At 62.3% G+C, this 22,300-nt stretch carries 29 protein-coding genes; all 29 read right to left on the bottom strand.

Annotation, left to right across the window (positions count from 1 at the left end; all coding sequences use genetic code 11):
- Positions 1 to 106: 106 nt before the first annotated feature.
- The 29 genes from GL279_RS09250 to rpoC all read right to left on the bottom strand — a co-directional run bounded on the left by GL279_RS09250 (position 107) and on the right by rpoC (position 22,258).
- Positions 107 to 850, bottom strand: coding sequence for a hypothetical protein (locus tag GL279_RS09250; protein ID WP_246175258.1), 744 nt, complete (start codon positions 848 to 850; stop codon positions 107 to 109).
- Between the two features lie 162 nt (positions 851 to 1,012).
- Positions 1,013 to 1,201 (bottom strand): 50S ribosomal protein L30, encoded by a 189-nt coding sequence (rpmD, locus tag GL279_RS09245; protein WP_155064340.1) that lies wholly within the window; start codon positions 1,199 to 1,201, stop codon positions 1,013 to 1,015.
- A gap of 12 nt (positions 1,202 to 1,213) precedes the next feature.
- Entirely contained in the window at positions 1,214 to 1,780 is a 567-nt protein-coding gene (gene rpsE / locus GL279_RS09240; RefSeq protein ID WP_155064339.1) for a 30S ribosomal protein S5, read from the bottom strand.
- Between the two features lie 110 nt (positions 1,781 to 1,890).
- Positions 1,891 to 2,250 carry a 50S ribosomal protein L18 gene (rplR, locus tag GL279_RS09235; RefSeq protein WP_155064338.1) on the bottom strand — a complete coding sequence of 120 codons (360 nt, stop codon included), beginning with the start codon at positions 2,248 to 2,250 and terminating at the stop codon, positions 1,891 to 1,893.
- 11 nt (positions 2,251 to 2,261) lie between these two features.
- Complete coding sequence (rplF, locus tag GL279_RS09230; RefSeq protein ID WP_155064337.1) at positions 2,262 to 2,795, bottom strand: 50S ribosomal protein L6; 534 nt, start codon at positions 2,793 to 2,795, stop codon at positions 2,262 to 2,264.
- Between the two features lie 11 nt (positions 2,796 to 2,806).
- On the bottom strand, positions 2,807 to 3,205 hold the full coding sequence (rpsH, locus tag GL279_RS09225; RefSeq protein WP_017999568.1) for a 30S ribosomal protein S8: 399 nt from the start codon (positions 3,203 to 3,205) through the stop codon (positions 2,807 to 2,809).
- 9 nt (positions 3,206 to 3,214) lie between these two features.
- Positions 3,215 to 3,520: a 30S ribosomal protein S14 gene (gene rpsN / locus GL279_RS09220; RefSeq protein WP_155064336.1), complete on the bottom strand. Its 306-nt coding sequence runs from the start codon at positions 3,518 to 3,520 to the stop codon at positions 3,215 to 3,217.
- Between the two features lie 18 nt (positions 3,521 to 3,538).
- Positions 3,539 to 4,099 (bottom strand): 50S ribosomal protein L5, encoded by a 561-nt coding sequence (gene rplE / locus GL279_RS09215; protein ID WP_155064335.1) that lies wholly within the window; start codon positions 4,097 to 4,099, stop codon positions 3,539 to 3,541.
- The gene (gene rplX, locus GL279_RS09210; RefSeq protein WP_155064334.1) at positions 4,099 to 4,404 is read right to left on the bottom strand and encodes a 50S ribosomal protein L24; all 306 of its coding nucleotides are present in this window, start codon (positions 4,402 to 4,404) and stop codon (positions 4,099 to 4,101) included. Before rplX ends, rplE begins: the two co-directional genes overlap by 1 nt.
- Positions 4,404 to 4,772, bottom strand: coding sequence for a 50S ribosomal protein L14 (gene rplN / locus GL279_RS09205; protein WP_010400243.1), 369 nt, complete (start codon positions 4,770 to 4,772; stop codon positions 4,404 to 4,406). Before rplN ends, rplX begins: the two co-directional genes overlap by 1 nt.
- 63 nt (positions 4,773 to 4,835) lie before the next feature.
- The gene (gene rpsQ, locus GL279_RS09200) at positions 4,836 to 5,084 is read right to left on the bottom strand and encodes a 30S ribosomal protein S17 (RefSeq protein ID WP_155064333.1); all 249 of its coding nucleotides are present in this window, start codon (positions 5,082 to 5,084) and stop codon (positions 4,836 to 4,838) included.
- Between the two features lie 12 nt (positions 5,085 to 5,096).
- Positions 5,097 to 5,303: a 50S ribosomal protein L29 gene (gene rpmC / locus GL279_RS09195; protein WP_155064332.1), complete on the bottom strand. Its 207-nt coding sequence runs from the start codon at positions 5,301 to 5,303 to the stop codon at positions 5,097 to 5,099.
- Between the two features lie 188 nt (positions 5,304 to 5,491).
- Positions 5,492 to 5,905 (bottom strand): 50S ribosomal protein L16, encoded by a 414-nt coding sequence (rplP, locus tag GL279_RS09190; RefSeq protein WP_155064331.1) that lies wholly within the window; start codon positions 5,903 to 5,905, stop codon positions 5,492 to 5,494.
- Positions 5,906 to 5,917: 12 nt separating this feature from the next.
- Complete coding sequence (gene rpsC, locus GL279_RS09185) at positions 5,918 to 6,640, bottom strand: 30S ribosomal protein S3 (protein ID WP_155064330.1); 723 nt, start codon at positions 6,638 to 6,640, stop codon at positions 5,918 to 5,920.
- A complete protein-coding gene (rplV, locus tag GL279_RS09180) occupies positions 6,640 to 7,035 on the bottom strand; it encodes a 50S ribosomal protein L22 (RefSeq protein WP_155064329.1) in 396 nt (131 codons plus the stop codon). Before rplV ends, rpsC begins: the two co-directional genes overlap by 1 nt.
- Before the next feature lie 5 nt (positions 7,036 to 7,040).
- Positions 7,041 to 7,319, bottom strand: a complete 279-nt coding sequence (gene rpsS / locus GL279_RS09175; protein ID WP_019351882.1) for a 30S ribosomal protein S19 — start codon at positions 7,317 to 7,319, stop codon at positions 7,041 to 7,043.
- Positions 7,320 to 7,322: 3 nt separating this feature from the next.
- The gene (rplB, locus tag GL279_RS09170; RefSeq protein ID WP_155064328.1) at positions 7,323 to 8,159 is read right to left on the bottom strand and encodes a 50S ribosomal protein L2; all 837 of its coding nucleotides are present in this window, start codon (positions 8,157 to 8,159) and stop codon (positions 7,323 to 7,325) included.
- A 94-nt stretch (positions 8,160 to 8,253) separates the two neighbouring features.
- Positions 8,254 to 8,550, bottom strand: a complete 297-nt coding sequence (locus GL279_RS09165) for a 50S ribosomal protein L23 (protein ID WP_155064327.1) — start codon at positions 8,548 to 8,550, stop codon at positions 8,254 to 8,256.
- Positions 8,547 to 9,167 (bottom strand): 50S ribosomal protein L4, encoded by a 621-nt coding sequence (rplD, locus tag GL279_RS09160; RefSeq protein ID WP_155064326.1) that lies wholly within the window; start codon positions 9,165 to 9,167, stop codon positions 8,547 to 8,549. Before rplD ends, GL279_RS09165 begins: the two co-directional genes overlap by 4 nt.
- On the bottom strand, positions 9,164 to 10,027 hold the full coding sequence (gene rplC / locus GL279_RS09155) for a 50S ribosomal protein L3 (RefSeq protein ID WP_155064325.1): 864 nt from the start codon (positions 10,025 to 10,027) through the stop codon (positions 9,164 to 9,166). The genes rplD and rplC overlap by 4 nt, the downstream gene beginning before the upstream one ends.
- Positions 10,028 to 10,037: 10 nt before the next feature.
- Positions 10,038 to 10,346 carry a 30S ribosomal protein S10 gene (gene rpsJ, locus GL279_RS09150; protein ID WP_042247848.1) on the bottom strand — a complete coding sequence of 103 codons (309 nt, stop codon included), beginning with the start codon at positions 10,344 to 10,346 and terminating at the stop codon, positions 10,038 to 10,040.
- Between the two features lie 189 nt (positions 10,347 to 10,535).
- A complete protein-coding gene (locus tag GL279_RS09145; protein ID WP_155064324.1) occupies positions 10,536 to 11,129 on the bottom strand; it encodes a hypothetical protein in 594 nt (197 codons plus the stop codon).
- Between the two features lie 144 nt (positions 11,130 to 11,273).
- Complete coding sequence (tuf, locus tag GL279_RS09140; protein ID WP_155064323.1) at positions 11,274 to 12,449, bottom strand: elongation factor Tu; 1,176 nt, start codon at positions 12,447 to 12,449, stop codon at positions 11,274 to 11,276.
- A gap of 66 nt (positions 12,450 to 12,515) precedes the next feature.
- Positions 12,516 to 14,639 carry an elongation factor G gene (gene fusA / locus GL279_RS09135; protein ID WP_155064322.1) on the bottom strand — a complete coding sequence of 708 codons (2,124 nt, stop codon included), beginning with the start codon at positions 14,637 to 14,639 and terminating at the stop codon, positions 12,516 to 12,518.
- 12 nt (positions 14,640 to 14,651) lie between these two features.
- A complete protein-coding gene (rpsG, locus tag GL279_RS09130) occupies positions 14,652 to 15,122 on the bottom strand; it encodes a 30S ribosomal protein S7 (RefSeq protein WP_017999551.1) in 471 nt (156 codons plus the stop codon).
- A 12-nt stretch (positions 15,123 to 15,134) separates the two neighbouring features.
- Complete coding sequence (gene rpsL / locus GL279_RS09125; protein WP_022705687.1) at positions 15,135 to 15,506, bottom strand: 30S ribosomal protein S12; 372 nt, start codon at positions 15,504 to 15,506, stop codon at positions 15,135 to 15,137.
- A 257-nt stretch (positions 15,507 to 15,763) separates the two neighbouring features.
- Positions 15,764 to 16,612, bottom strand: a complete 849-nt coding sequence (locus tag GL279_RS09120; RefSeq protein ID WP_155064321.1) for a putative rhamnosyl transferase — start codon at positions 16,610 to 16,612, stop codon at positions 15,764 to 15,766.
- The gene (locus GL279_RS09115) at positions 16,612 to 17,556 is read right to left on the bottom strand and encodes a DMT family transporter (RefSeq protein ID WP_155064320.1); all 945 of its coding nucleotides are present in this window, start codon (positions 17,554 to 17,556) and stop codon (positions 16,612 to 16,614) included. The genes GL279_RS09120 and GL279_RS09115 overlap by 1 nt, the downstream gene beginning before the upstream one ends.
- A gap of 496 nt (positions 17,557 to 18,052) precedes the next feature.
- The gene (gene rpoC / locus GL279_RS09110; RefSeq protein ID WP_155064319.1) at positions 18,053 to 22,258 is read right to left on the bottom strand and encodes a DNA-directed RNA polymerase subunit beta'; all 4,206 of its coding nucleotides are present in this window, start codon (positions 22,256 to 22,258) and stop codon (positions 18,053 to 18,055) included.
- Positions 22,259 to 22,300: the final 42 nt, after the last annotated feature.

The following is a 22,300-nucleotide window of genomic DNA, read 5'->3' as shown; positions in this document are numbered from 1 at the left end:
CGGCGCACCCGCAGCTGCTGACGCCCAGACTAATGCCTTATCACGCCTTGGTCATCGGCTTTCGCGCATCTTGCTTTCGCGCGCCCTGCCCCGTGGCCATTCGGGGTCAGAACCCGAACCACGCCCCCAGCTTGACGGCGCGTTCACCGGGGCCGGACAGCGGCTCGATCAGGCCCAGTTCGACCTTGGCCGGGCCGACCAGATCCTGCACCGCCGAAACCGCAAGCTTGCTGGAAAAGCCGGTGTCCTCGCGATCCTCGAAGCGGAACTGGTTGATCAGCATCAGCCGGTCAGAGACATGCCAGCCCAGCGTCGCCTCGGCCTTGCTGGTGCTTTCCGGGGTCAGGTAGGTGGTTTCGTCGGCGATGACATTGGGCCCGAAGTCGAATTCCTGCGTGACCGCGGCCATCTTGAAGCGGGTGTCCAGCGCCAGCCAGCCGCCGCCGGGCACCAGTTGCAGCAGCGGCAGGCTGTCGAAGCCCCTGCCCCATGCGGTGCCGATCTGCCCCATGGGATGGGTGCGCCCGTCGCGCTGGATCGCGCCAAGGCCCAGCGAGATCGACCAGCGATTCGGGCCGGACCCATCGTCCAGCGCCCGCTGCCACCAGATCAGCGCGCTGCTTTCGCCCTTGGTATGGCCCAGTTCCAGCCCCAGCGTATTGCGCGGGCTCAGCCCGTATTCGGTGTAGATGCTGTCATAGCGGCTGTCGTCGCGGTCCTGCTCGGTCGAGACCGACAGGAACACCCCGCCCTCTTCGCGCGGCCAAGGGCCGGCCAGCGCCATGCCAGTAAGGACTAGGGGCAGCAACACGGCCAGCACGGCGACAAGATGACGGATTGGCCTGGGCATCCCCTGCTCCTTTCGATGCGCACCCGGGCAGGTTAGCGCCAATCGGTTAGCAGAAGGTTAATGCCGGATGGCTGGACGTTCGACGGGACCGCGCCTGCCCGGCCCGAAACGCAAAACGCCCCGGATTGCTCCGGGGCGTTCGCCAGGATCGAGGGGCTGAAATCAGCCGCGCTCTTCGATGATGGTGGCCAGATGCGGGATCTTGGCGACCATGCCGCGCACGGCCGGGGTATCTTCCAGCTCGCGGGTGCGATTCATCTTGTTCAGGCCCAGGCCTTTCAGCGTTTCGCGCTGCACGGCCGGACGACGGATCGGCGAGCCGATCTGCTTGACGACGATGGTTTTAGCCATTGTTGCCTCTCCTTACGCTTCGACAGCGGCGTCAGCCGGCTTGTCGTTCGAGGGCAGGATGTCGGCCACTTTCTTGCCACGACGCTGAGCGACGTTGCGGGGCGAGGCCTCTTTCTTGAGACCGTCCAGAGTGGCGCGGATCATGTTGTAGGGGTTCTGCGAACCTTGCGATTTCGCAACAACGTCCTGAACGCCCAGCATCTCGAACACGGCGCGCATCGGACCACCGGCGATGATGCCGGTCCCCGGAACGGCGGTCCGCATGATCACCTTGCCGGCGCCATGACGACCTTCGATGTCGTGGTGCAGGGTGCGGCCATCACGCAGCGGCACGCGAACCAGCGAACGTTTCGCTTGCTCGGTGGCTTTGCGGATCGCCTCGGGGACCTCTTTGGCCTTGCCCTTGCCGAAGCCGACGCGGCCACGCTGATCGCCGACAACGACCAGAGCGGCGAAGCCGAAGCGCTTACCACCCTTGACGGTTTTCGACACACGGTTGATCGCGACGAGACGATCGGCGAATTCCGGGGTTTCTTCGCGCTCTTCGCGGCGACCCCGACGGTTTTCACGTTCTGCCATGAGGCATTCCTTATCAGGTTGGCGACAAGCGCCGGTTCATTCAATCCAGGTGGGCGCCCACGAAGGAGCGCCCCCGGATCATCGGGGCGGCTGGAACGCCGCCCGCAGGATCAGAACTTCAGACCGCCTTCGCGGGCTGCGTCTGCCAGTGCCTTGATCTTGCCGTGGAACAGGAAACCACCGCGGTCGAAGATGACTTCTTCCACACCGGCTTGCTTGGCCCGCTCGGCAATCGCCGCGCCGATCTTGGCGGCGGCTTCGACGTTGTTCTTGCCCACAACGCCCAGATCCTTTTCGAGCGTCGAGGCGGCGGCCAGAGTGACCCCCTTCACGTCGTCGATCAGCTGGACGCTGATGTTCTTGGAAGAACGGTGAACGGAAAGACGCGGACGACCGTCCGAGATTTTCCGCAGTTTGTTCCGCACGCGCAGGCGGCGCTTCAGGAACAGCTCTCGTTTGTTCAGTGCCATTTACGCGCCCCTTACTTCTTCTTGCCTTCCTTGCGGAAGACGACCTCACCCTTGTAGCGGATGCCTTTGCCTTTGTAGGGCTCGGGCTGGCGCCACTCGCGGATGTTTGCCGCGACCTGGCCGACCAGCTGCTGGTCGATGCCTTCGATCACGATTTCGGTCTGCTTCGGCGAGGTGATGGTCACGCCTTCCGGCGTTTCGAAGTTCACGTCGTGCGAATAGCCCAGAGCCAGCTTCAGAACTTTGCCCTGCATCGTGGCGCGGTAACCCACGCCCTGGATCTCGAGCTCTTTCTTGAAGCCGGTGCTGACGCCGATGGCCAGGTTCTCGACCATCGAGCGGGTCATGCCCCACTGCTGGCGAGCGCGCTTGGACAGGCCGCGCGGGGTCACCGTCACGGCGCCGTCTTCCAGCGACAGGGTCACGTCATCGGTCGCGGTGAAGCTGCGGGCGCCTTTCGGGCCTTTCACTTCGATCGTCTGACCTTTGATCTCTGCGGTCACGCCTTTCGGGAGAGCGACCGGTTTTTTACCAATCCGAGACATCTCTGCCCTCCTTAGAACACGGTGCAGAGCACTTCGCCGCCAACGTTGGCATTGCGTGCTGCTGCGTCCGACATGACACCTTTCGGCGTCGAGACGATGGAAACGCCGAGGCCGTTGCGGACCTGCGGGATTTCCTTGGCGCCGGCGTAAACGCGGCGGCCCGGTTTCGAAACACGAGCCAGTTCGCGGATGACCGGAGTGCCTTCGTAGTACTTCAGGCTGATTTCCAGTTCCTTGTGACCGGCTTCGGTCGTGGTTTCTTCATAGCCGCGGATGTAACCTTCGGCTTTCAGCACGTCCAGAACCCAAGCGCGCAGCTTGGAGGCAGGCGTGCGAACGGTCGATTTGCCGCGCATCTGAGCATTGCGGATGCGGGTCAGCATATCGCCGAGAGGATCGTTCATCGACATATTGCCCCCTTACCAGCTCGATTTGACCATGCCAGGGATCTGGCCGAACGAGCCGAGCTCGCGCAGCATGATCCGCGACAGTTTGAGTTTGCGGTAATACGCATGCGGACGACCGGTCAGTTGGCACCGGTTGTGCAGACGCGTTTCCGACGAGTTGCGCGGCAGTTCAGCCAGCTTCAGCGAGGCCTTGAAGCGCTCTTCCATCGGACGGGACTGATCGTTGATCACCTCTTTCAGAGAGGCTCGTTTGGTGGCGTATTTCGCAACCAGACGCTCGCGCTTCTTCTCGCGCTCGACCATGGATTTCTTAGCCATATCTTCTTCCCTCCGCGATCAGCTGTTGAACGGCATGTTGAAATGCTTCAACAGCGACTTCGCTTCCGCGTCGGTCGGCGCGGTGGTGCAGATGATGATGTCCATCCCCAGAACTTCGTCGACCTTGTCGAAGTTGATCTCCGGGAAAACGATGTGCTCTTTCAGGCCCATGGCGTAGTTGCCACGACCGTCGAAAGAGGTGCCCTTCACGCCGCGGAAGTCGCGGACGCGCGGCAGCGCGATGTTGATCAGACGATCCAGGAATTCATACATCCGGTCGCCACGCAGGGTCACTTTCGCGCCCAGCGGCATTTCCTCACGCACGCGGAAGCCGGCGATCGACTTTTTCGCATGGGTGACGACGGCTTTCTGACCGGCGATCAGCGAGAGCTCTTCAGCGCCTTGCTTGACCTTCTTGGTGTCCTTGACGGCCTCGCCGATGCCCATGTTCAGGACGATCTTGTCCAGACGCGGGATCTGCATGTCGTTCTTGTAGCCGAACTCTTCTTTCAGGGCAGCGCGGATGCTGTCCTTGAAGAGCGACTTCAGACGCGGGGTGTAATTGACTTGGTCCAGCATCAGATCACGTCTCCCGTGGTCTTGGCGAAACGGACCTTGTCGTCACCTTCCACGCGGAAGCCGACGCGGGTCGCTTTGCCGTTCTTGTCCAGCAGCGCGAGGTTCGACAGGTCGATCGGCATGGCTTTCGCCACGCGGCCACCCTGCGAGGTCTGGCTCTGACGGGTGTGACGGATCGCGATGTTGACACCGTCAACAACGGCCTTGTTCTCTTTCGGGAACACGGCAGTGATCTCGCCCTGCTTGCCTTTGTCCTTGCCGGCCAGCACGACGACCTTGTCGCCCTTTTTCAGCTTGGCAGCCATTACAGCACCTCCGGCGCGAGCGAGATGATCTTCATGAAGTTCTTGGCGCGCAGCTCACGAACGACCGGCCCGAAGATACGGGTGCCGACCGGTTCGCCCTGGTTGTTCAGGATGACGGCGGCGTTGCGGTCGAAACGGATCGAGGTGCCGTCTTCACGCTTCACTTCTTTGGCGGTGCGCACGACGACGGCCTTGCGGACGTCACCTTTCTTCACGCGGCCGCGCGGGATGGCTTCCTTGACGGAGACGACGATAATGTCGCCCACCGACGCATAGCGACGGTGCGAACCACCCAGGACCTTGATGCACTGCACCCGGCGAGCGCCGGAGTTGTCAGCGACATCCAGATTGGTCTGCATCTGGATCATAGGGTTACTCCCGACCTTTGGGGACCGGCATCACCCGGCCCCAGGGTATCGATTAAACTGGTGTCAGGCTTGGGCTTCAGCAGCGTCAAGCAGAACGGTCCAGCGCTTGGTCTTCGAGATCGGCGCACATTCGACGATGCGAACGGTGTCACCCACCTTGAATTGGTTTTCCGCGTCATGGGCGCGGTATTTCTTGGACGACCGCACGGTTTTGTGCAGCAGCGGGTGTTTGAAGCGACGCTCGACCAGAACGGTGACGGTCTGTTCGTTCTTGTCGCTGACGACCTTGCCTTGCAGGATGCGTTTGGGCATGGGCTTGGCTCCTTAGTTCGACGCAGCGGCCGCGGCCGCTTTCTGGTTCAGAATCGTTTTCACGCGAGCAACGTCACGTTTGACGGCGCGCATACGAGCGGTCGATTCGAGCTGGCCGGTGGCCTGCTGGAAGCGCAGGTTGAACGCTTCCTTTTTCAGCGACAGAAGCTGCTCGCGCAGCTGTTCCGGCGACTTTTCTTTCAGTTCTTGCGCTTTCATGCGCCTGTTCCTTTCAACATCACCGGAGGGCCCTTGCATGCAAGGCCACCCTGATTCCGGTGGAGTTTCATGTGAAGGCTTGCCCATACAGGCCTGCCCGGGCTTTGGCAACCCTTTTCACGGAATTGCCATGAAAACGCCCCGCCGGTTTCCCGACGGGGCGCTGGTCTTGAACCGGCGAGGCTGGATTACCAGTCTTCGCGGGCGACGATGCGGGTCAGCACCGGCAGCTTGTTGGCGCCCAGGCGCAGAGCCTCACGCGCGATCTCGTCGGACACGCCGTCGATCTCGAACATGATGCGGCCGGGGTGCACGCGGGCCGCCCAGTAATCGACCGAGCCCTTACCTTTACCCATCCGCACTTCGGTCGGTTTCGACGAAACCGGAACATCCGGGAAAATCCGGATCCAGACCCGGCCCTGACGTTTCATGTGACGGGTGATCGCGCGGCGGGCCGCTTCGATCTGACGGGCGGTCACACGCTCGGGCTCGGTGGCCTTCAGCGCGAACGAGCCGAAGTTCAGGGCGAAACCGCCCTTGGCTTCGCCATGGATCCGACCCTTGAACTGTTTGCGGAACTTGGTCCGTTTCGGTTGCAGCATGACAACTTCTCCTTAGCGCGCGTCGCGGTCGCGATCACGACGCGGACCACGCGGAGCCGGGCCGTCCTGCGCCTCGGTGGCGCGACGGTCACGGGCCTGCGGGTCGTGTTCCATGATCTCGCCTTTGAAGATCCAGACCTTCACACCGATGATCCCATAGGGGGTCGAGGCTTCCGACAGCGCATAATCGATGTCGGCGCGCAGGGTGTGCAGCGGCACACGGCCCTCGCGATACCATTCGGTGCGCGCAATCTCGGCGCCACCCAGACGACCCGACACGTTCACCCGGATCCCCAAGGCGCCCATGCGCATGGCGTTCTGCACGGCACGTTTCATCGCGCGACGGAACGACACCCGACGTTCCAGCTGCTGGGCGATCGACTCGGCCACCAGTTGGGCGTCCAGTTCGGGCTTGCGGACCTCGACGATGTTGAGGTGCAGTTCCGAAGCGGTGAAGTTCGCCAGCTTCTTGCGCAGGGTTTCGATATCGGCGCCTTTTTTGCCGATGATCACACCCGGACGCGCGGCATAGATCGTGACGCGGCACTTCTTGTGCGGACGTTCGATGATGACGCGGCTGACGCCGGCTTGTTTGGCTTCATCATGGATGAAGTCGCGGATCTTCAGGTCTTCCAGCAGCAGATTGCCGTAGTCCTTGTCGTCCGCATACCAGCGGCTGTCCCAGGTGCGGTTGACCTGAAGACGCATCCCGATGGGGTTGACTTTCTGACCCATTACGCGCGCTCCCCGGCTTCAATGGCCTCGACCTGACGAACCTTGATGGTGATTTCCGAAAACGGCTTCATGATCTTGCCGTAACGGCCACGGGCGCGCGGGCGACCACGTTTCATAACCAGGTTCTTGCCGACCCAAGCCTCGGCGACGATCAGATTGTCGACGTCCAGGTTGTGGTTGTTCTCGGCATTGGCGATGGCCGACTGAAGGCATTTCTTCACGTCGCCGGCAACGCGCTTGTGCGAGAAGGTCAGGTCGGCCAGAGCCTTGTCCACCTTCTTGCCACGGATCAGCGCCGCAACCAGGTTCAGCTTCTGCGGCGAGGTGCGAAGCATCTTGGTTTTCGCAAACGCCTCGTTCTCCGCCACGCGGCGCGGATTTTGTTCCTTACCCATGGGGATTACTTCCTTTTCGCTTTCTTGTCGGCGGCGTGACCATAGTAGGTCCGCGTCGGCGAATATTCACCAAACTTCTGGCCGATCATCTCTTCGGTCACAGCGACCGGGATGTGCTTGTGGCCGTTGTAGACACCGAAGGTCAGGCCGACAAACTGCGGCAGAATGGTCGAACGACGCGACCAGATCTTGATGACATCCGACTTGCCGGCATCGCGGGCTTTTTCCGCCTTGCGAAGCACGTATGCGTCGACAAAGGGGCCCTTCCAGATAGAACGTGCCATGGATTAGCGCCCCTTCTTCGCGTTACGCGACCGCAGAATGTATTTGTCGGTCGCCTTGTTCGTGCGGGTCTTGTTGCCCTTGGTGCCTTTGCCCCACGGGGTAACCGGGTGACGACCGCCCGAAGTCCGACCTTCACCACCGCCGTGCGGGTGGTCGATCGGGTTCATGGCCACACCGCGGACACTCGGGCGGATGCCGAAGTGACGGTTGCGGCCTGCCTTGCCGAGGTTCTGGTTCGAGTGGTCGGCGTTCGACACGGCACCGATGGTGGCCATGCATTCCTGACGGACCAGACGCAGCTCGCCCGAGGACAGGCGGATCTGGGCGTAGCCGCCATCGCGACCGACGAACTGGGCGTAGGTGCCGGCCGAACGGGCCAGCTGGCCGCCCTTGCCGGGCTTCAGCTCGACGTTGTGGACGATCGTGCCGATCGGCATGCCGCTGAAGGGCATGGCGTTACCGGGTTTCACGTCGACCTTGGCGCCGGCGATCACCTTGTCGCCAACAGCCAGACGCTGCGGCGCGATGATATAGGCCTGCTCGCCATCTTCGTATTTGATCAGCGCGATGAAAGCGGTGCGGTTGGGATCGTATTCGATCCGCTCGACCACGGCCGAAACATCGAACTTGGTGCGTTTGAAATCGACGATGCGATAGAGACGCTTCGCCCCGCCGCCCTTGCGGCGCATCGTGATCCGTCCGGTGTTGTTCCGGCCGCCATTCTTGGTCAGACCCTCAGTGAGGGATTTGACCGGGCGCCCTTTCCAAAGCTCCGAACGGTCGATCAGAACCAGCCCACGCTGGCCAGGCGTCGTCGGTTTATACGACTTGAGTGCCATGCTTTCTGTCTTCCGTTGCTTTGGACCGTAGGTGGTCCGTTTCAGTCAAAAATTGACGGCCCCGCTGCCGGGGCCGTCGATTCGCTGGCTTCTATCAGAGGCCGGTCGAGACGTCGATGCTGTTGCCAGCTTCCAGCGTCACATAGGCCTTCTTGACGTCCGAGCGCACGCCCGGACGGCCTTTGAAGCGCTTGGTCTTGCCTTTGGTGATGGTCGTGTTCACGGCCTTCACCTTGACGTTGAACAGGGCTTCGACAGCTTGTTTGATCGCCGGCTTGTTCGAGTCCTTGGCCACCTGGAAAACATAGGCGTTGGCGTCAGACACCAGCGTCGCTTTCTCGGTGATCAGCGGCTTGACCAGCACATCGTAATGTTCGGGTTTCACGCTCATTTCAGGCGAGCCTCCAGAGCTTCGACACCGGCGCGCGTCAGCACGAGCGTGTCGCGACGCAGGATGTCATAGACGTTTGCACCCATCGACGGCAGCACATCGACGCCTTCGAGGTTGCGGGCGGCACGGGCGAAGTTCTCGTTCACTTCGGCACCGTCGATCACCAGAACGCGCTTCCAGCCGTTTTCCTTGACCGCTTTGGCAACGGCCGAGGTCTTGGCATCGGCAAGGTTCAGGCTGTCGACGATGACCAGCTCACCCGCAGCGACTTTCGCCGACAGCGCGTGTTTCAGGCCAAGCGCGCGGACTTTCTTCGGCAGATCGAAGGCATGCGAGCGCGGGGTCGGGCCTTTGTAGACGCCACCGTGACGGAAGATCGGGGCCTTCTTGGAACCGTGGCGGGCGCCGCCGGTGCCTTTCTGGCGATAGATCTTCTTGGTCGAGTAGCTGACGTCCGACTTGCCGAGAACCGAGTGAGTCCCGGCTTGGGCCTTCGCACGCTGCCAGCGCACCACACGGTGCAGCAGGTCGGCGCGGGGCTCCAGACCGAAGATGTCATCGTTCAGGTCGATATCACCGGCTTTGCCGGCTTCGAGCGTGATCACATCAAGTTTCATTTGCTCTCTCCTTCCGGCGCGGCATCGTCAGCGGAGTTGTCCGCGGCGATCGAAGCCTCGGCTTCGGCCAGAGCAGCCTCTTGCGCGGCGGCTTCGGCTTCAGCAGCGGCCTTGCGGGCGGCTTCTTCCTCGGCGGCGGCGGCAGCGGCGGCTTCTTCGGCCAGACGCGCGGCTTCCTTGGCTTTCGAGCGGGTCGCAGCAGGGAAGATCGTGGTTTCAGCCAGCGGCTTCTTCACGGCGTCCTTGATGGTGACCCAGCCACCTTTCGAACCCGGAACCGAGCCCTTGACCATGATCAGGCCACGGTCGGCGTCGGTGCGCACGATCTGCAGGTTCTGCGTGGTGACGCGAACGGCACCCAGATGACCCGCCATCTTCTTGCCCTTGAACACCTTGCCGGGGTCCTGACACTGGCCGGTCGAACCGTGCGAGCGGTGGCTGATCGACACGCCGTGCGAGGCGCGCAGACCACCAAAGTTGTGACGCTTCATCGCACCGGCAAAGCCTTTACCGATCGAGGTGCCGGCGATGTCGACGAACTGACCCGCGAAATAGTGGTCGGCGATGATCTCTTCGCCCACGTTCACGAGGTTTTCTTCTGCAACGCGGAATTCCGCGATCTTGCGCTTGGGCGCGACATTCGCTTTCGCGAAATGGCCACGCAGCGCGGCGGTCGTGCGTTTGGCTTTCGCCTCGCCCGCGCCGAGTTGCAGAGCCACATAGCCGTCCTTATCGGTCGTGCGCTGAGCGACGACCTGGACATTGTCCAGATGAAGAACGGTGACGGGAACTTGACGCCCGTCTTCCAGGAACAGCCGGGTCATGCCCAGCTTCTTGGCGATAACACCAGTCCGCAGCATGGGGGCCTCCTTAAACCTTGATCTCGACATCCACGCCGGCGGCGAGGTCGAGCTTCATCAGGGCGTCAACGGTTTGCGGGGTCGGGTCGACGATGTCGAGCAGACGCTTGTGGGTCCGGATTTCCCACTGGTCGCGCGATTTCTTGTCGATGTGCGGGCCGCGCAGAACGGTGAATTTCTCGATCTTGTTCGGCAGCGGGATCGGACCACGAACGGTAGCGCCGGTGCGCTTGGCGGTGTTCACGATTTCCTGCGTGCTGGCATCCAGGACGCGATAGTCGAACGCCTTGAGCCGGATGCGGATATTCTGGCTTTGCATAGACTTCCCTCTTGCGGGGAGTTCCAGTTGAGAGGCTGACAGCGCACCATGCCCCGCCAGCGTCGAACCGTATAAAACAACAGCAGGCCGCCATGGCTGGCGGCCCTGCCTGATGGCCGCCGATTCTGGGAGAACGGGCAGCGATGGGCGGGGAATAGAGGGTCACATCACTGCTGTCAAGCAGTCGTTCTAGGAGAAGTCCGTGCCGTGCTCGGGGTTGATCACCCAAGAAATAGTCACCTCATCTCTGTCATCATTTCGAGTAGAGTCCCTAACATCGCAGACCACCATCGCGGCATAATGACCGTGTATGTTCCGTAGTACCACCACATCGCCTTCGGCAGGAGAGATGACCCGATTACTATAGTCCAGAGCCTTGGCATCGCGGACCTCACTTGGCAGTCCGGCTCCGTGGACTAAGGCGACCGCCTCGATGTCCGAGGGATCTCTGTAGATGTGTATTCTTTCATCGCTGGCCTTCGAGAACTTTAGCGTAAAACTGAGCTCCTCTCTCCCAATGATGAACTCTTGGTTGTTGGACATATAGTCTATCGAAGCCCGGCCTTTCAGACGGCGGTCCGTATAGTGTGGCGCCCACGGCCAATAAGATGCCAGAAGTGTCGCGATCCCACCAACAAACACAACGATTGGCTCCATAGGAAAACTCTGATCGTACAGTTCGAGGACGAACCAGATGATCGAAAGGATCAAAAACACGCATCCTAGCACGGCCAAAGCACGCTTTTGGTTCCTTTCTAGACGATAGAGCAGTGTATGGAACATCGTCACCTTCGCTTCTTATTAAAATTGCAAACCAAAAGGCCCGCCCTGTTTCCAGAGCGGGCCCGTCTCGCCGCGATATCCCTGGCGGGATCACCCGGCGAAGTCTCGACCGGGCAGAGGCAAGCCCCCGCCCCGCCCGTCAGATCACTTCAGGATCTTCGACACCACGCCGGCGCCGACGGTGCGGCCGCCTTCGCGGATGGCGAAGCGCAGTTTCTCTTCCATCGCGATCGGAGCGATCAGCTCGACCGTGAACTTCAGGTTGTCGCCCGGCATCACCATCTCGGTGCCTTCCGGCAGCTTCACGGTGCCGGTCACGTCGGTGGTGCGGAAGTAGAATTGCGGACGGTAGTTCGCAAAGAACGGCGTGTGACGGCCGCCTTCTTCCTTGGTCAGGATATAGGCTTCGGCTTCGAACTCGGTGTGCGGTTTCACCGAGCCGGGCTTGCACAGCACCTGGCCGCGCTCGACGCCGTCACGGTCAACGCCGCGCAGCAGCGCGCCGATGTTGTCGCCAGCTTCCCCACGGTCCAGCAGCTTGCGGAACATCTCGACGCCGGTGCAGGTGGTCTTGCGGGTGTCGCGGATGCCGACGATTTCCAGTTCGTCGCCGACGTTCACGGCGCCACGCTCGACGCGGCCGGTCACAACGGTGCCGCGGCCCGAGATCGAGAACACGTCTTCGATCGGCATCAGGAACGGCTGGTCGATCGCACGCTCGGGGGTCGGGATGTATTCGTCGACAGCGGCGATCAGCGCGCGGATCGAGTCCTCGCCGATTTCCTTGTCGCGGCCTTCCATCGCGGCCAGAGCCGAGCCCTTGATGATCGGAATGTCATCGCCGGGGTAGTCGTACGAGCTCAGCAGCTCGCGCACTTCCATCTCGACCAGTTCCAGCAGTTCGGCGTCATCGACCTGGTCGACCTTGTTCAGGTAGACGACCATGTAGGGGATGCCGACCTGACGGCCCAGCAGGATGTGCTCGCGGGTTTGCGGCATCGGACCGTCGGCGGCGTTCACCACCAGGATCGCGCCGTCCATCTGCGCCGCACCGGTAATCATGTTCTTCACATAGTCGGCGTGGCCGGGGCAGTCGACGTGCGCATAGTGGCGCGCGTCCGATTCGTATTCCACGTGAGCGGTCGAGATCGTGATCCCGCGCGCACGCTCTTCCGGAGCGCCGTCGATCTGGTCATAGGCGCGGAATTCACCAAAATACTTGGTGATCGCTGCCGTCAGCGTCGTCTTGCCGTGGTCAACGTGACCAATGGTCCCGATGTTGACGTGCGGCTTGTTACGTTCAAACTTTGCCTTTGCCATAAGCAGGGCTCCTTGGATTCTTGGTGTCTACTATGGAGCGGCGGGGCCGAGACCCCGCCAACCCGATCAGGCGTATTTCTTCTGGATCTCGTCCGAGATGTTCTGCGGCACGGCCTCGTAATGGTCGAACAGCATGGTGAACACCGCACGGCCCGAGGACATCGAGCGCAGGTTGTTGATGTAGCCGAACATGTTCGCCAGCGGCACGAAAGCGTCGATGACGTTCGCATTGCCGCGCGAGTCCTGACCACGCACCATGCCGCGACGGCTGGTGAGGTCGCCGATGATCGAACCGGTGTATTCTTCCGGCGTCACGACTTCGACCTTCATGATCGGTTCCAGCAGCTTCGCGCCGGCTTTCTTCAGACCATCGCGCATCGCGGCACGGGCCGCGATTTCAAAGGCCAGCACCGACGAGTCGACGTCGTGGAAGGCACCGTCGATCAGCGCCACCTTGAAGTCGATGACCGGGAAGCCGGCCAGCGGGCCCGAGTCCATGACGGACTTGATGCCTTTTTCGACGCCGGGAATGTATTCCTTCGGCACCGCACCGCCCACGATCTTCGATTCGAACGAATAACCTTCGCCCGGCTCGGTCGGGGTGATGACCAGCTTGACGCGCGCGAACTGGCCGGTACCACCGGTCTGTTTCTTGTGCGTGTAGTCGATCTCGGCCTGGGTCGAGATGGTCTCGCGGTAAGCCACCTGCGGCGCACCGATGTTCGCCTCGACCTTGAACTCGCGCTTCATGCGGTCGACCAGGATGTCGAGGTGAAGTTCGCCCATGCCCTTCATGATCGTCTGACCCGATTCCAGATCGGTTTCGACGCGGAAGGACGGGTCTTCGGCCGACAGGCGCGCCAGGGCAAGGCCCATCTTCTCCTGGTCAGCTTTCGACTTCGGCTCGACGGCGATCTCGATCACCGGCTCGGGGAAGGTCATGGTTTCCAGAACCACCGGCTTGTTCGGGTCGCACAGCGTGTCCCCCGTGGTGGTGTCTTTCAGACCGGCCAGCGCGATGATGTCGCCGGCGAATGCTTCCTCGATCTCTTCGCGGTTGATGGCGTGCATGATCATCATGCGGCCAACACGCTCGCGCTTGCCCTTGGTCGAGTTCATCATCTGGTCGCCTTTTTTCAGCGAACCCGAATAGATGCGCGTGAAGGTCAGCGAGCCGACGAAGGGGTCGTTCATGATCTTGAACGCCAGACCCGAGAAGGGCTGCTCGTCCGAGGCGGAACGCTCGATATTGCGGGTTTCGCTCTCGTCGCCCGGGGCAAAGCCCAGGTAGGCGGGAACGTCGGTCGGCGCCGGCAGATAGTCGACGACGGCGTTCAGCAGCGGCTGCACGCCCTTGTTCTTGAAGGACGAGCCGGCCATGACCGGGAAGAAGGACAGCGACAGCGTGCCTTTGCGGATCAGCTGGCGCAGGGTCGCCTCATCGGGCTCGTTGCCCTCGAGATAGGCTTCCATGGCATCGTCGTCTTGCTCGACGGCGAGCTCGATCATCTTGCCGCGCCATTCTTCGGCCAGATCCTGAAGCTCTTCACGGATCGGCTGACGGACCCAGCTTGCGCCGAGGTCTTCGCCCTTCCAGACCCATTCTTCCATCTTCACGAGGTCGATGATGCCTTCCAGCTTGTCCTCGGCGCCGATCGGCAGGGCGATCGGGCAGGGGGTGCCGCCGGTGCGGTCCTTGATCATGCGGACGCAGTTGAAATAGTCCGCGCCGATCTTGTCCATCTTGTTGACGAAGACGATCCGCGGAACCTTGTAGCGGTCAGCCTGACGCCACACGGTTTCGGTCTGCGGCTCGACGCCGGCATTGGCGTCCAGCAGACAGATCGCACCGTCCAGAACCGCCAGCGAACGTTCGACTTCGATGGTGAAGTCGACGTGGCCGGGGGTGTCGATGATGTTGAAGCGGTTCCGCTGCGACTGGTCTTCGACATAGTCGGTGTCTTCGTGGCGCTGCCAGAAGGTGGTGGTCGCCGCCGAAGTGATGGTGATGCCGCGCTCGGCCTCTTGTTCCATCCAGTCCATCGTCGCAGCGCCGTCATGGACTTCGCCGATCTTGTGCGACTTGCCGGTGTAGAACAGGATACGTTCGGTCGTCGTGGTCTTGCCCGCATCGATGTGGGCCATGATCCCGAAGTTCCGGTACCGCTCAAGCGGGTATTCGCGTGCCATGGTAGCTTTCCCTTACCAGCGGTAGTGGCTGAACGCCTTGTTGGCGTCGGCCATTTTATGCGTATCTTCGCGCTTCTTCACGGCGGTGCCGCGGCCGTTGACCGCATCGGCCAGCTCGCCGGCCAGGCGCTCTTCCATGGTGTGTTCGTTGCGGTTTTTCGCAGCGGTGATCAGCCAGCGGATGGCCAGAGCCTCGCGGCGGGTCGGGCGAACCTCGACCGGAACCTGATAGGTGGCACCACCGACGCGGCGCGAACGCACTTCGACCGAAGGCTTCACGTTGTCGAGGGCTTCGTGGAACACCTCGATGGGCTCGCGCTTCAGCTTGCCCTGAACGCGGTCAAGGGCGCTGTAGACGATGCGTTCGGCGACAGATTTCTTGCCGTCGATCATCAGGTTGTTCATGAATTTGGTCAGCACGCGATCGCCATACTTGGCGTCGGGCAGAACTTCGCGCTTCTCAGCGGCGTGACGACGAGACATTCTGGGATCTCCTTACTTCGGACGCTTCGCGCCGTATTTCGAACGGCGTTGACGACGGTCTTTGACGCCCTGGGTATCCAGCACACCGCGCAGGATGTGGTAACGGACACCCGGAAGGTCTTTTACCCGGCCGCCACGGATCAGCACGACGCTGTGTTCCTGCAGGTTGTGCTTTTCGCCCGGGATGTAGGAGATGACCTCGAAGCCATTCGTCAGGCGCACCTTGGCAACCTTACGCATAGCGGAGTTCGGTTTCTTCGGCGTCGTGGTATAGACGCGCGTGCACACGCCACGTTTCTGCGGGCACCCTTGCAGGTGCTGCGACTTCGAGCGCTGCACTTTCGGCTGCCGCGGCTTGCGGATCAGCTGTTGGATCGTCGGCATTCGGTTCCCCGTCTTGCTTTCGTCAATACTCGCAACCGGTTGGTTGCACCACTTCTCGACAGCGAATCACGCGAATCGTGAAACGCCACGACCCATCCTGTCCCCGGACTGGGGGCGGGACGGGTTATTCTCCAGAGGACCGGGGCAATTACGGCCCGGATCGTGACCGGTAAGGGTTCTGGGCACCCGCGCAGTCACCTGTCGGGTGTGCGGCGTATAGGAGGAAAGCCCGGATGAGTCAACAGCCGGCCCCGCCCTCACAGGCCCCAGCGCGGCCGGTCGGCGCCCGGCAGGCTGAACGCGCGCGCGGCCTGATCGATGCGCGCAAGGTCGATGCGGAAGCGCTCGGCCAGTATTCCGGCCCAGTTGTCGTTCTCGGCCGGAACGGCATAGCCCGCGCCGATGGCACCCGAGTCGTTGTCATGGTTCAGGAAGCGCACGAACATGGTTTTGCCGGGCAGCGTCACGCCGGGCATCGACAGGCCGATCTTCCAATGCGGGAAATGCATCACGCTGCGCCCGGCATCGGGAGGCAGATAGACCGTAAGCCCGGCGACGGCATTGTAGATGATCCGCTGCTCGACCGAAACCCCGTCCTGCGTCGCCTTCAGCACCAGCCCGCGCGCATAGTCGCAGGACAGACGGCGGCGGCGTTCCCACAGCGGTTGCATGGCGGCGAAGTCGCGTCTTGCATCGCGGATGTAGTCGATGGCCACGGCATCGTCGTCGTCCTGACGGAAATGTCCGACCACATCGGCCTTGGGGTCGATATGCGGTGCGGTGGCAGCCATGCAGGCGTCCAGATGCTTGTCCATCGGCGGGATCAGCGCCAGCCGGGCCTGCGGCATCGAGGCGACCAGATCGCGCAGGCGCGACATCCAGGGTTCGGGCAAATCGGGGCCGGTCATCAGGATCAGCGTGAAATCGGGATCGGTCTGCGCCATCAGCCCCGGCAGGGTGACGTTCTCGAACCAGAACCAGCGCCGGGCCAGCCGTTCGGGATCGTAAAGAAAGGCGCGGCGCGCCTCGACGGTCTCGTGCAGGATCTGAAAGCCGCGCCCCCCCAGATAGGAGAACCGGCACAGCCCCAGCATTTGCACGCGCATCACGTCACCTTTCCCAATTGCCGCTCGCGCAGGATGGTATAGATCCCCGCCCCCACCACCAGCGCCGAGCCGGCCCAGGTCCAGGCGTCGGGCCACTCGCCGAAAAGCACCAGTCCCAGCACGATGGCCCAAAGCAGCGACGTATAGCGGAACGGCGCCACGAACGAGATCTCGCCCACCCGCATGGTCGCCACGGCCGAGATATAGCCGACGGTCAGGAACAGCGCCGACAGCAGCAGCAGGCTCCACTCGCGGGAATCGGGCCAGCGCCAGACCTCTTCTCCGGCCAAGGCAAAGCCCGACAGCATCACCGTCAGCGCCGCGTAAAAGGCGATGGTCGATGACCCCAGCGCCGGCGAAAAACAGCGCGTCGCCATGTCGCGCACCACGATCAGCACCATCGAGATCAGCGCGATCAGCGACCAGCGGTCAAAGGCGCCGGTGCCCGGCCGCAGGATCAGCAGCACGCCGACAAAGCCGATGCCGATGGCCAGAAGCCGCCGCCAGCCCAATCGTTCGCGAAAGAGCAGCGCCGCGGCCAGCGTCACGCCCAAAGGCAGCGCCTGCATGATCGCCGACAGATCGGCCAGCGCCATCTGCCGCAGCGCAAAGAGGTAAAGCAGCGTCGAGACGATATCGGCCAGACTGCGCAGCACCAGGGCCCGGCGGTCACCGCGCGGCACCGCCAACCGCACGCCGCCCTGCTGGACCTGCGCGATGGCCAGCATCAGCCCAAGGATCAGCATGCCGCGCAGCGCCACCGATTCATAAAGCGGCATGCTGCGCGTCACCGCCTTCATCACCGCGTCGTTGCAGGTAAAGGCCGCCATGCTGAGCACCATCAGAAGAGTGCCGCGCAGGTTGTCCGAAGCCCCTGCGAACAGGATGCGCGGCTCGGATCGGGGGCGGGTCTTGCGGAAAGGCGAAAGAAGCGGAGCGCGCATGTGGTTCTCAAGGGGCGAACGTCTCCAGAGTTACGCAAGACGCAGGCGAAATGCCAGTGCCACGGCAGGATGTCCCGCGACGGCATTCGAGGGGGGCTGCCCCGCACCGGGCGGTCGTCGGGAAAGCGCACCTCTTGCGGCAGTTCGATAATTTCGCCCGCCGGCCCCTCGGGCCTGCCCAGATCATGCATCTCGAGACCATGCAGTTGCCGGGCGCCCGCCTCGACGATGCGCAGGCTGGCGACATTGAAATCGGTGACCGTCAGGCAGGCATGGTCCGGCGCCCCGGACACCACCACTTGCCCCGGCCTTGCAGCGGGATGGCTGCTTGCGGGTCGAAAGTCTCGATCCAGACTGCCGGGGTTGGGCCCAAGGCAAACCGCAAGAAAAATCCCGTCGCAGGTCAGGACCAGAGCACCGCTGACCGGCGCCCGGCTCCGCCAAATGAAAAGGCCCGGCGATCCGCCGGGCCTTTCCCATTCCTATCCTGCGGCGATCACTCGCCGCTGCGCTCGACCGGAACTTCCTCCGGCGCGATCAGCGCGGCGGCGGCTTCGGCCTCGGCGCGGCGGGCTTCGATCACCTCATTGTCGCGCTCGCTGGCGATGCGCTTGACGCGGGCGGTGGCACCACCCGTGCCCGCCGGGATCAGCCGGCCGACGATGACGTTCTCTTTCAGCCCAACCAGCTTGTCGCGCTTGCCCTGAACGGCGGCCTCGGTCAGCACGCGGGTCGTTTCCTGGAACGAGGCGGCCGAGATGAAGCTGCGGGTTTGCAGGCTGGCCTTGGTGATGCCCAGAAGCACCGGCTCGCCCGAGGCCGGACGGCCCCCCTTGGCTTCGATCTTGGCGTTCTCTTCCTCGAACTCGTCGCGGTCGACATGCTCGCCCTTCAGCAGCGTGGTGTCGCCGCTGTCGAGGATCTCGATCTTTTGCAGCATCTGGCGAACGATCACCTCGATGTGCTTGTCGTTGATCTTCACGCCCTGCAGTCGATAGACGTCCTGCACCTCGTCGATGAGGTAGTCGGCCAGAGCCTCGATCCCCATGATGCGCAGGATGTCATGCGGCGCCGGGTTGCCGTCCATGATGTAGTCACCCTTCTGCACGAAGTCGCCTTCCTGCACCGGGATGTGCTTGCCTTTCGGCACCATGTATTCGACCGGAGCCAGCGTGTCGTCGGCAGGCTCGATGGTGATGCGGCGCTTGTTCTTGTAGTCCTTGCCAAAGCGCACATAGCCATCCAGCTCGGCGATGATCGCGTGATCTTTCGGGCGACGGGCTTCGAACAGTTCCGCCACGCGGGGAAGACCCCCGGTGATGTCCTTGGTCTTGGCACCTTCGCGCGGGATCCGCGCCACCACGTCACCGGCCTTGATCTCCTGCCCGTCCTCGACCGACAGAACCGCGTCGACCGACATCGGATAGGTGACCGGGTTGCCGTTATCGTTGCGCACCGGCTCGCCATCGGCGTCGACGATGATGATCTCGGGCTTCAGCTCGTTGCCTTTCGGGGCCGAGCGCCAGTCCGTGACGATCTTCTGCGTCATGCCGGTGGCATCGTCGGTCTCGTCGCGGACCGAGATCCCCGACAGCAGGTCGACATATTTCGCCACACCGGCCTTTTCGGCGATGATCGGCAGGGTATAGGGGTCCCATTCGAACATCTTCTGGCCGCGCGCCACGGCATCGCCTTCGCGCACGAACAGCTTGCTGCCGTAGAACAGCTTGTGGCTGGCCAGCGTCTCGCCCGTGGCCGAGATGATGTGCAGCTGCATGTTGCGGCTCATCACGATCAGCTCGCCCGAGGCATTTTCCAGCGTGTTCTCGTTCTCGAACGAGATCGTGCCTTCCTGCGCCGCCGCGATGAACGACTGCTGACCACCCTGGGCGATGCCGCCGATGTGGAAGGTCCGCATCGTCAGCTGCGTGCCCGGCTCGCCGATCGACTGCGCCGCGATGATGCCCACGGCCTCGCCGATGTTGACCAGCGTGCCGCGCGCAAGGTCGCGACCATAGCACAGCGCACAGATGCCGTCCTCGGCTTCGCAGGTCAGGGCCGAGCGGATGCGGACCGACTGCACGCCGGCCTGCTCGATCTCGTCCGCCTTGCGTTCGTCGATGACTTCGTTCTTGCGAACGATCACGACATCCTCGCCCGGCACCAGCACGTCCTCGGCCGCGACACGGCCCAGCACACGCTCGCTGAGCGGACTGACGACTTCACCGTCGTTGACCGCCGCCGAAGCGGTGATCGCGCGTTCGGTGCCGCAGTCATGCTCGCGGATGATGCAGTCCTGCGCCACGTCGACCAGACGACGGGTCAGGTAACCCGAGTTCGCCGTCTTCAACGCGGTGTCCGACAGACCCTTCCGGGCGCCGTGGGTCGAGTTGAAGTATTCAAGAACGGTCAGACCTTCCTTGAAGTTCGAGATGATCGGCGTCTCGATGATCTCGCCGTTCGGCTTGGCCATCAGGCCGCGCATCCCGCCCAGCTGTTTCATCTGGCTGACCGAACCCCGGGCACCCGAGTGCGCCATCATGTAGACCGAGTTCGGCTCCATTTCGGCGCCCTTCTCGTCCTTCTTGGTGGCCGAGATGGTTTTCATCATCGCGTCGGTGACCTTGTCGTTACATTTCGACCAGGCATCGACCACTTTGTTGTATTTCTCGCCCTGGGTGATCAGACCGTCGAGATATTGCTGCTCGAAGGATTTGACCTGATCCTGGGTTTCCTCGACCAGTTCCCATTTCGTCGGCGGCACCACCATGTCGTCCTTGCCGAACGAGATGCCGGCGCGAAACGCTTCGCGGAAGCCCAGACCCATGATCTGGTCACAGAAAATGACCGACTCTTTCTGGCCGCAGTAGCGGTAGACGGTGTCGATGACGTTCTGGATGTCTTTTTTCCGCAGCAGGCGGTTGACCAGCTCGAAGGGCGCTTTCGCGTTCTTCGGCAGCAGCGAGCCCAGACGCAGACGACCCGGCGTGGTGTCATAGCGCTTGATGACCTCGTTGCCGTTCTCGTCGATCTGCGGCAGGCGGGCCTTGATCCGGGCGTGCAGATGCACCGAACCCGAGGCCAGAGCATGCTCGACCTCTTCGAGGTTCGCGAAGACCATGCCTTCGCCCTTCATGCCTTCGCGTTCCATGGTCGTGTAATACAGACCCAGAACCATGTCCTGCGACGGAACGATGATCGGCGCGCCGTTGGCGGGCGACAGAACGTTGTTCGTCGACATCATCAGGACGCGCGCTTCCAGCTGCGCCTCAAGGCTCAGCGGGACGTGCACGGCCATCTGGTCGCCGTCGAAGTCGGCGTTGAAGGCCGAGCAGACCAGCGGGTGCAGCTGGATCGCCTTGCCTTCGATCAGGATCGGCTCGAACGCCTGGATGCCCAGACGGTGCAGCGTGGGCGCACGGTTCAGCAGAACCGGGTGCTCGCGGATGACCTCATCCAGAATATCCCAGACCTCGGGACGTTCCTTTTCGACCAGCTTTTTCGCCTGTTTGACGGTGCTGGACAGGCCCTTCGCCTCAAGCCGCGAATAGATGAACGGCTTGAACAGCTCCAGGGCCATCTTCTTGGGCAGACCGCATTGATGCAGCTTCAGCTCGGGACCGGTCACGATCACCGAACGACCCGAGAAGTCGACGCGTTTGCCCAGAAGGTTCTGACGGAAACGGCCCTGTTTGCCTTTCAGCATGTCGGACAGCGATTTCAGCGGGCGCTTGTTGTTGCCGGTGATGACGCGGCCACGACGGCCGTTGTCGAACAGCGCATCGACCGATTCCTGCAGCATCCGCTTTTCGTTGCGCACGATGATGTCGGGCGCACGCAGTTCGATCAGACGCTTCAGACGGTTGTTGCGGTTGATCACCCGGCGATACAGATCGTTCAGATCCGAGGTCGCAAAGCGGCCGCCATCCAGCGGAACCAGCGGACGCAGTTCCGGCGGGATGACCGGAACCACGGTCAGCACCATCCACTCGGGGCGGTTGCCCGATTCCAGGAACGACTCGACGATCTTCAGACGCTTGATGATCTTTTTCGGCTTCAGCTCGCCGGTCGCCTCTTTCAGCTCTTCGCGAAGCTGCTCGGCGGTGGCGGCCAGATCGATATTGGCCAGCATTTCGCGAATCGCTTCGGCGCCGATATTGGCGGTGAAAGCGTCGGCGCCGTACTGGTCCTGCGCGTCAAGGAACTCTTCCTCGGTCAGCAACTGACCATAGGACAGGTCCGTCAGACCCGGTTCGATCACGACGTAGTTTTCGAAATACAGGATACGCTCAAGATCGCGCAGCGTCATGTCCAGCATCAGACCGATGCGCGAGGGCAGCGACTTGAGGAACCAGATATGCGCCACGGGCGCCGCCAGCTCGATATGGCCCATGCGTTCGCGGCGGACCTTTTGCAGGGTCACTTCCACGCCGCATTTTTCGCAGACCAGACCGCGATATTTCATGCGCTTGTATTTGCCGCAGAGGCATTCGTAATCCTTGATCGGGCCAAAGATCCGCGCGCAGAACAGACCGTCACGCTCGGGCTTGAACGTGCGGTAGTTGATGGTTTCAGGTTTCTTCACCTCGCCATAGGACCAGGCGAGGATTTCCTCGGGGCTGGCCAGCGAGATCTTGATTTCGTCGAACTGCCGCGGCGAGGCCAGCGGGTTCAGGGGGTTGTGAGCGAGTTCCTGGTTCATTTCCAAATCCTAATGAGGGGCGCGGTGGGGTGAAGTGAGGGG

The organism is Paracoccus limosus, from assembly GCF_009711185.1.
Lineage (GTDB): Bacteria > Pseudomonadota > Alphaproteobacteria > Rhodobacterales > Rhodobacteraceae > Paracoccus > Paracoccus limosus.
Note: the sequence above shows the minus strand (reverse complement) of the source record. Positions and strands in the feature narration are given on the sequence as shown.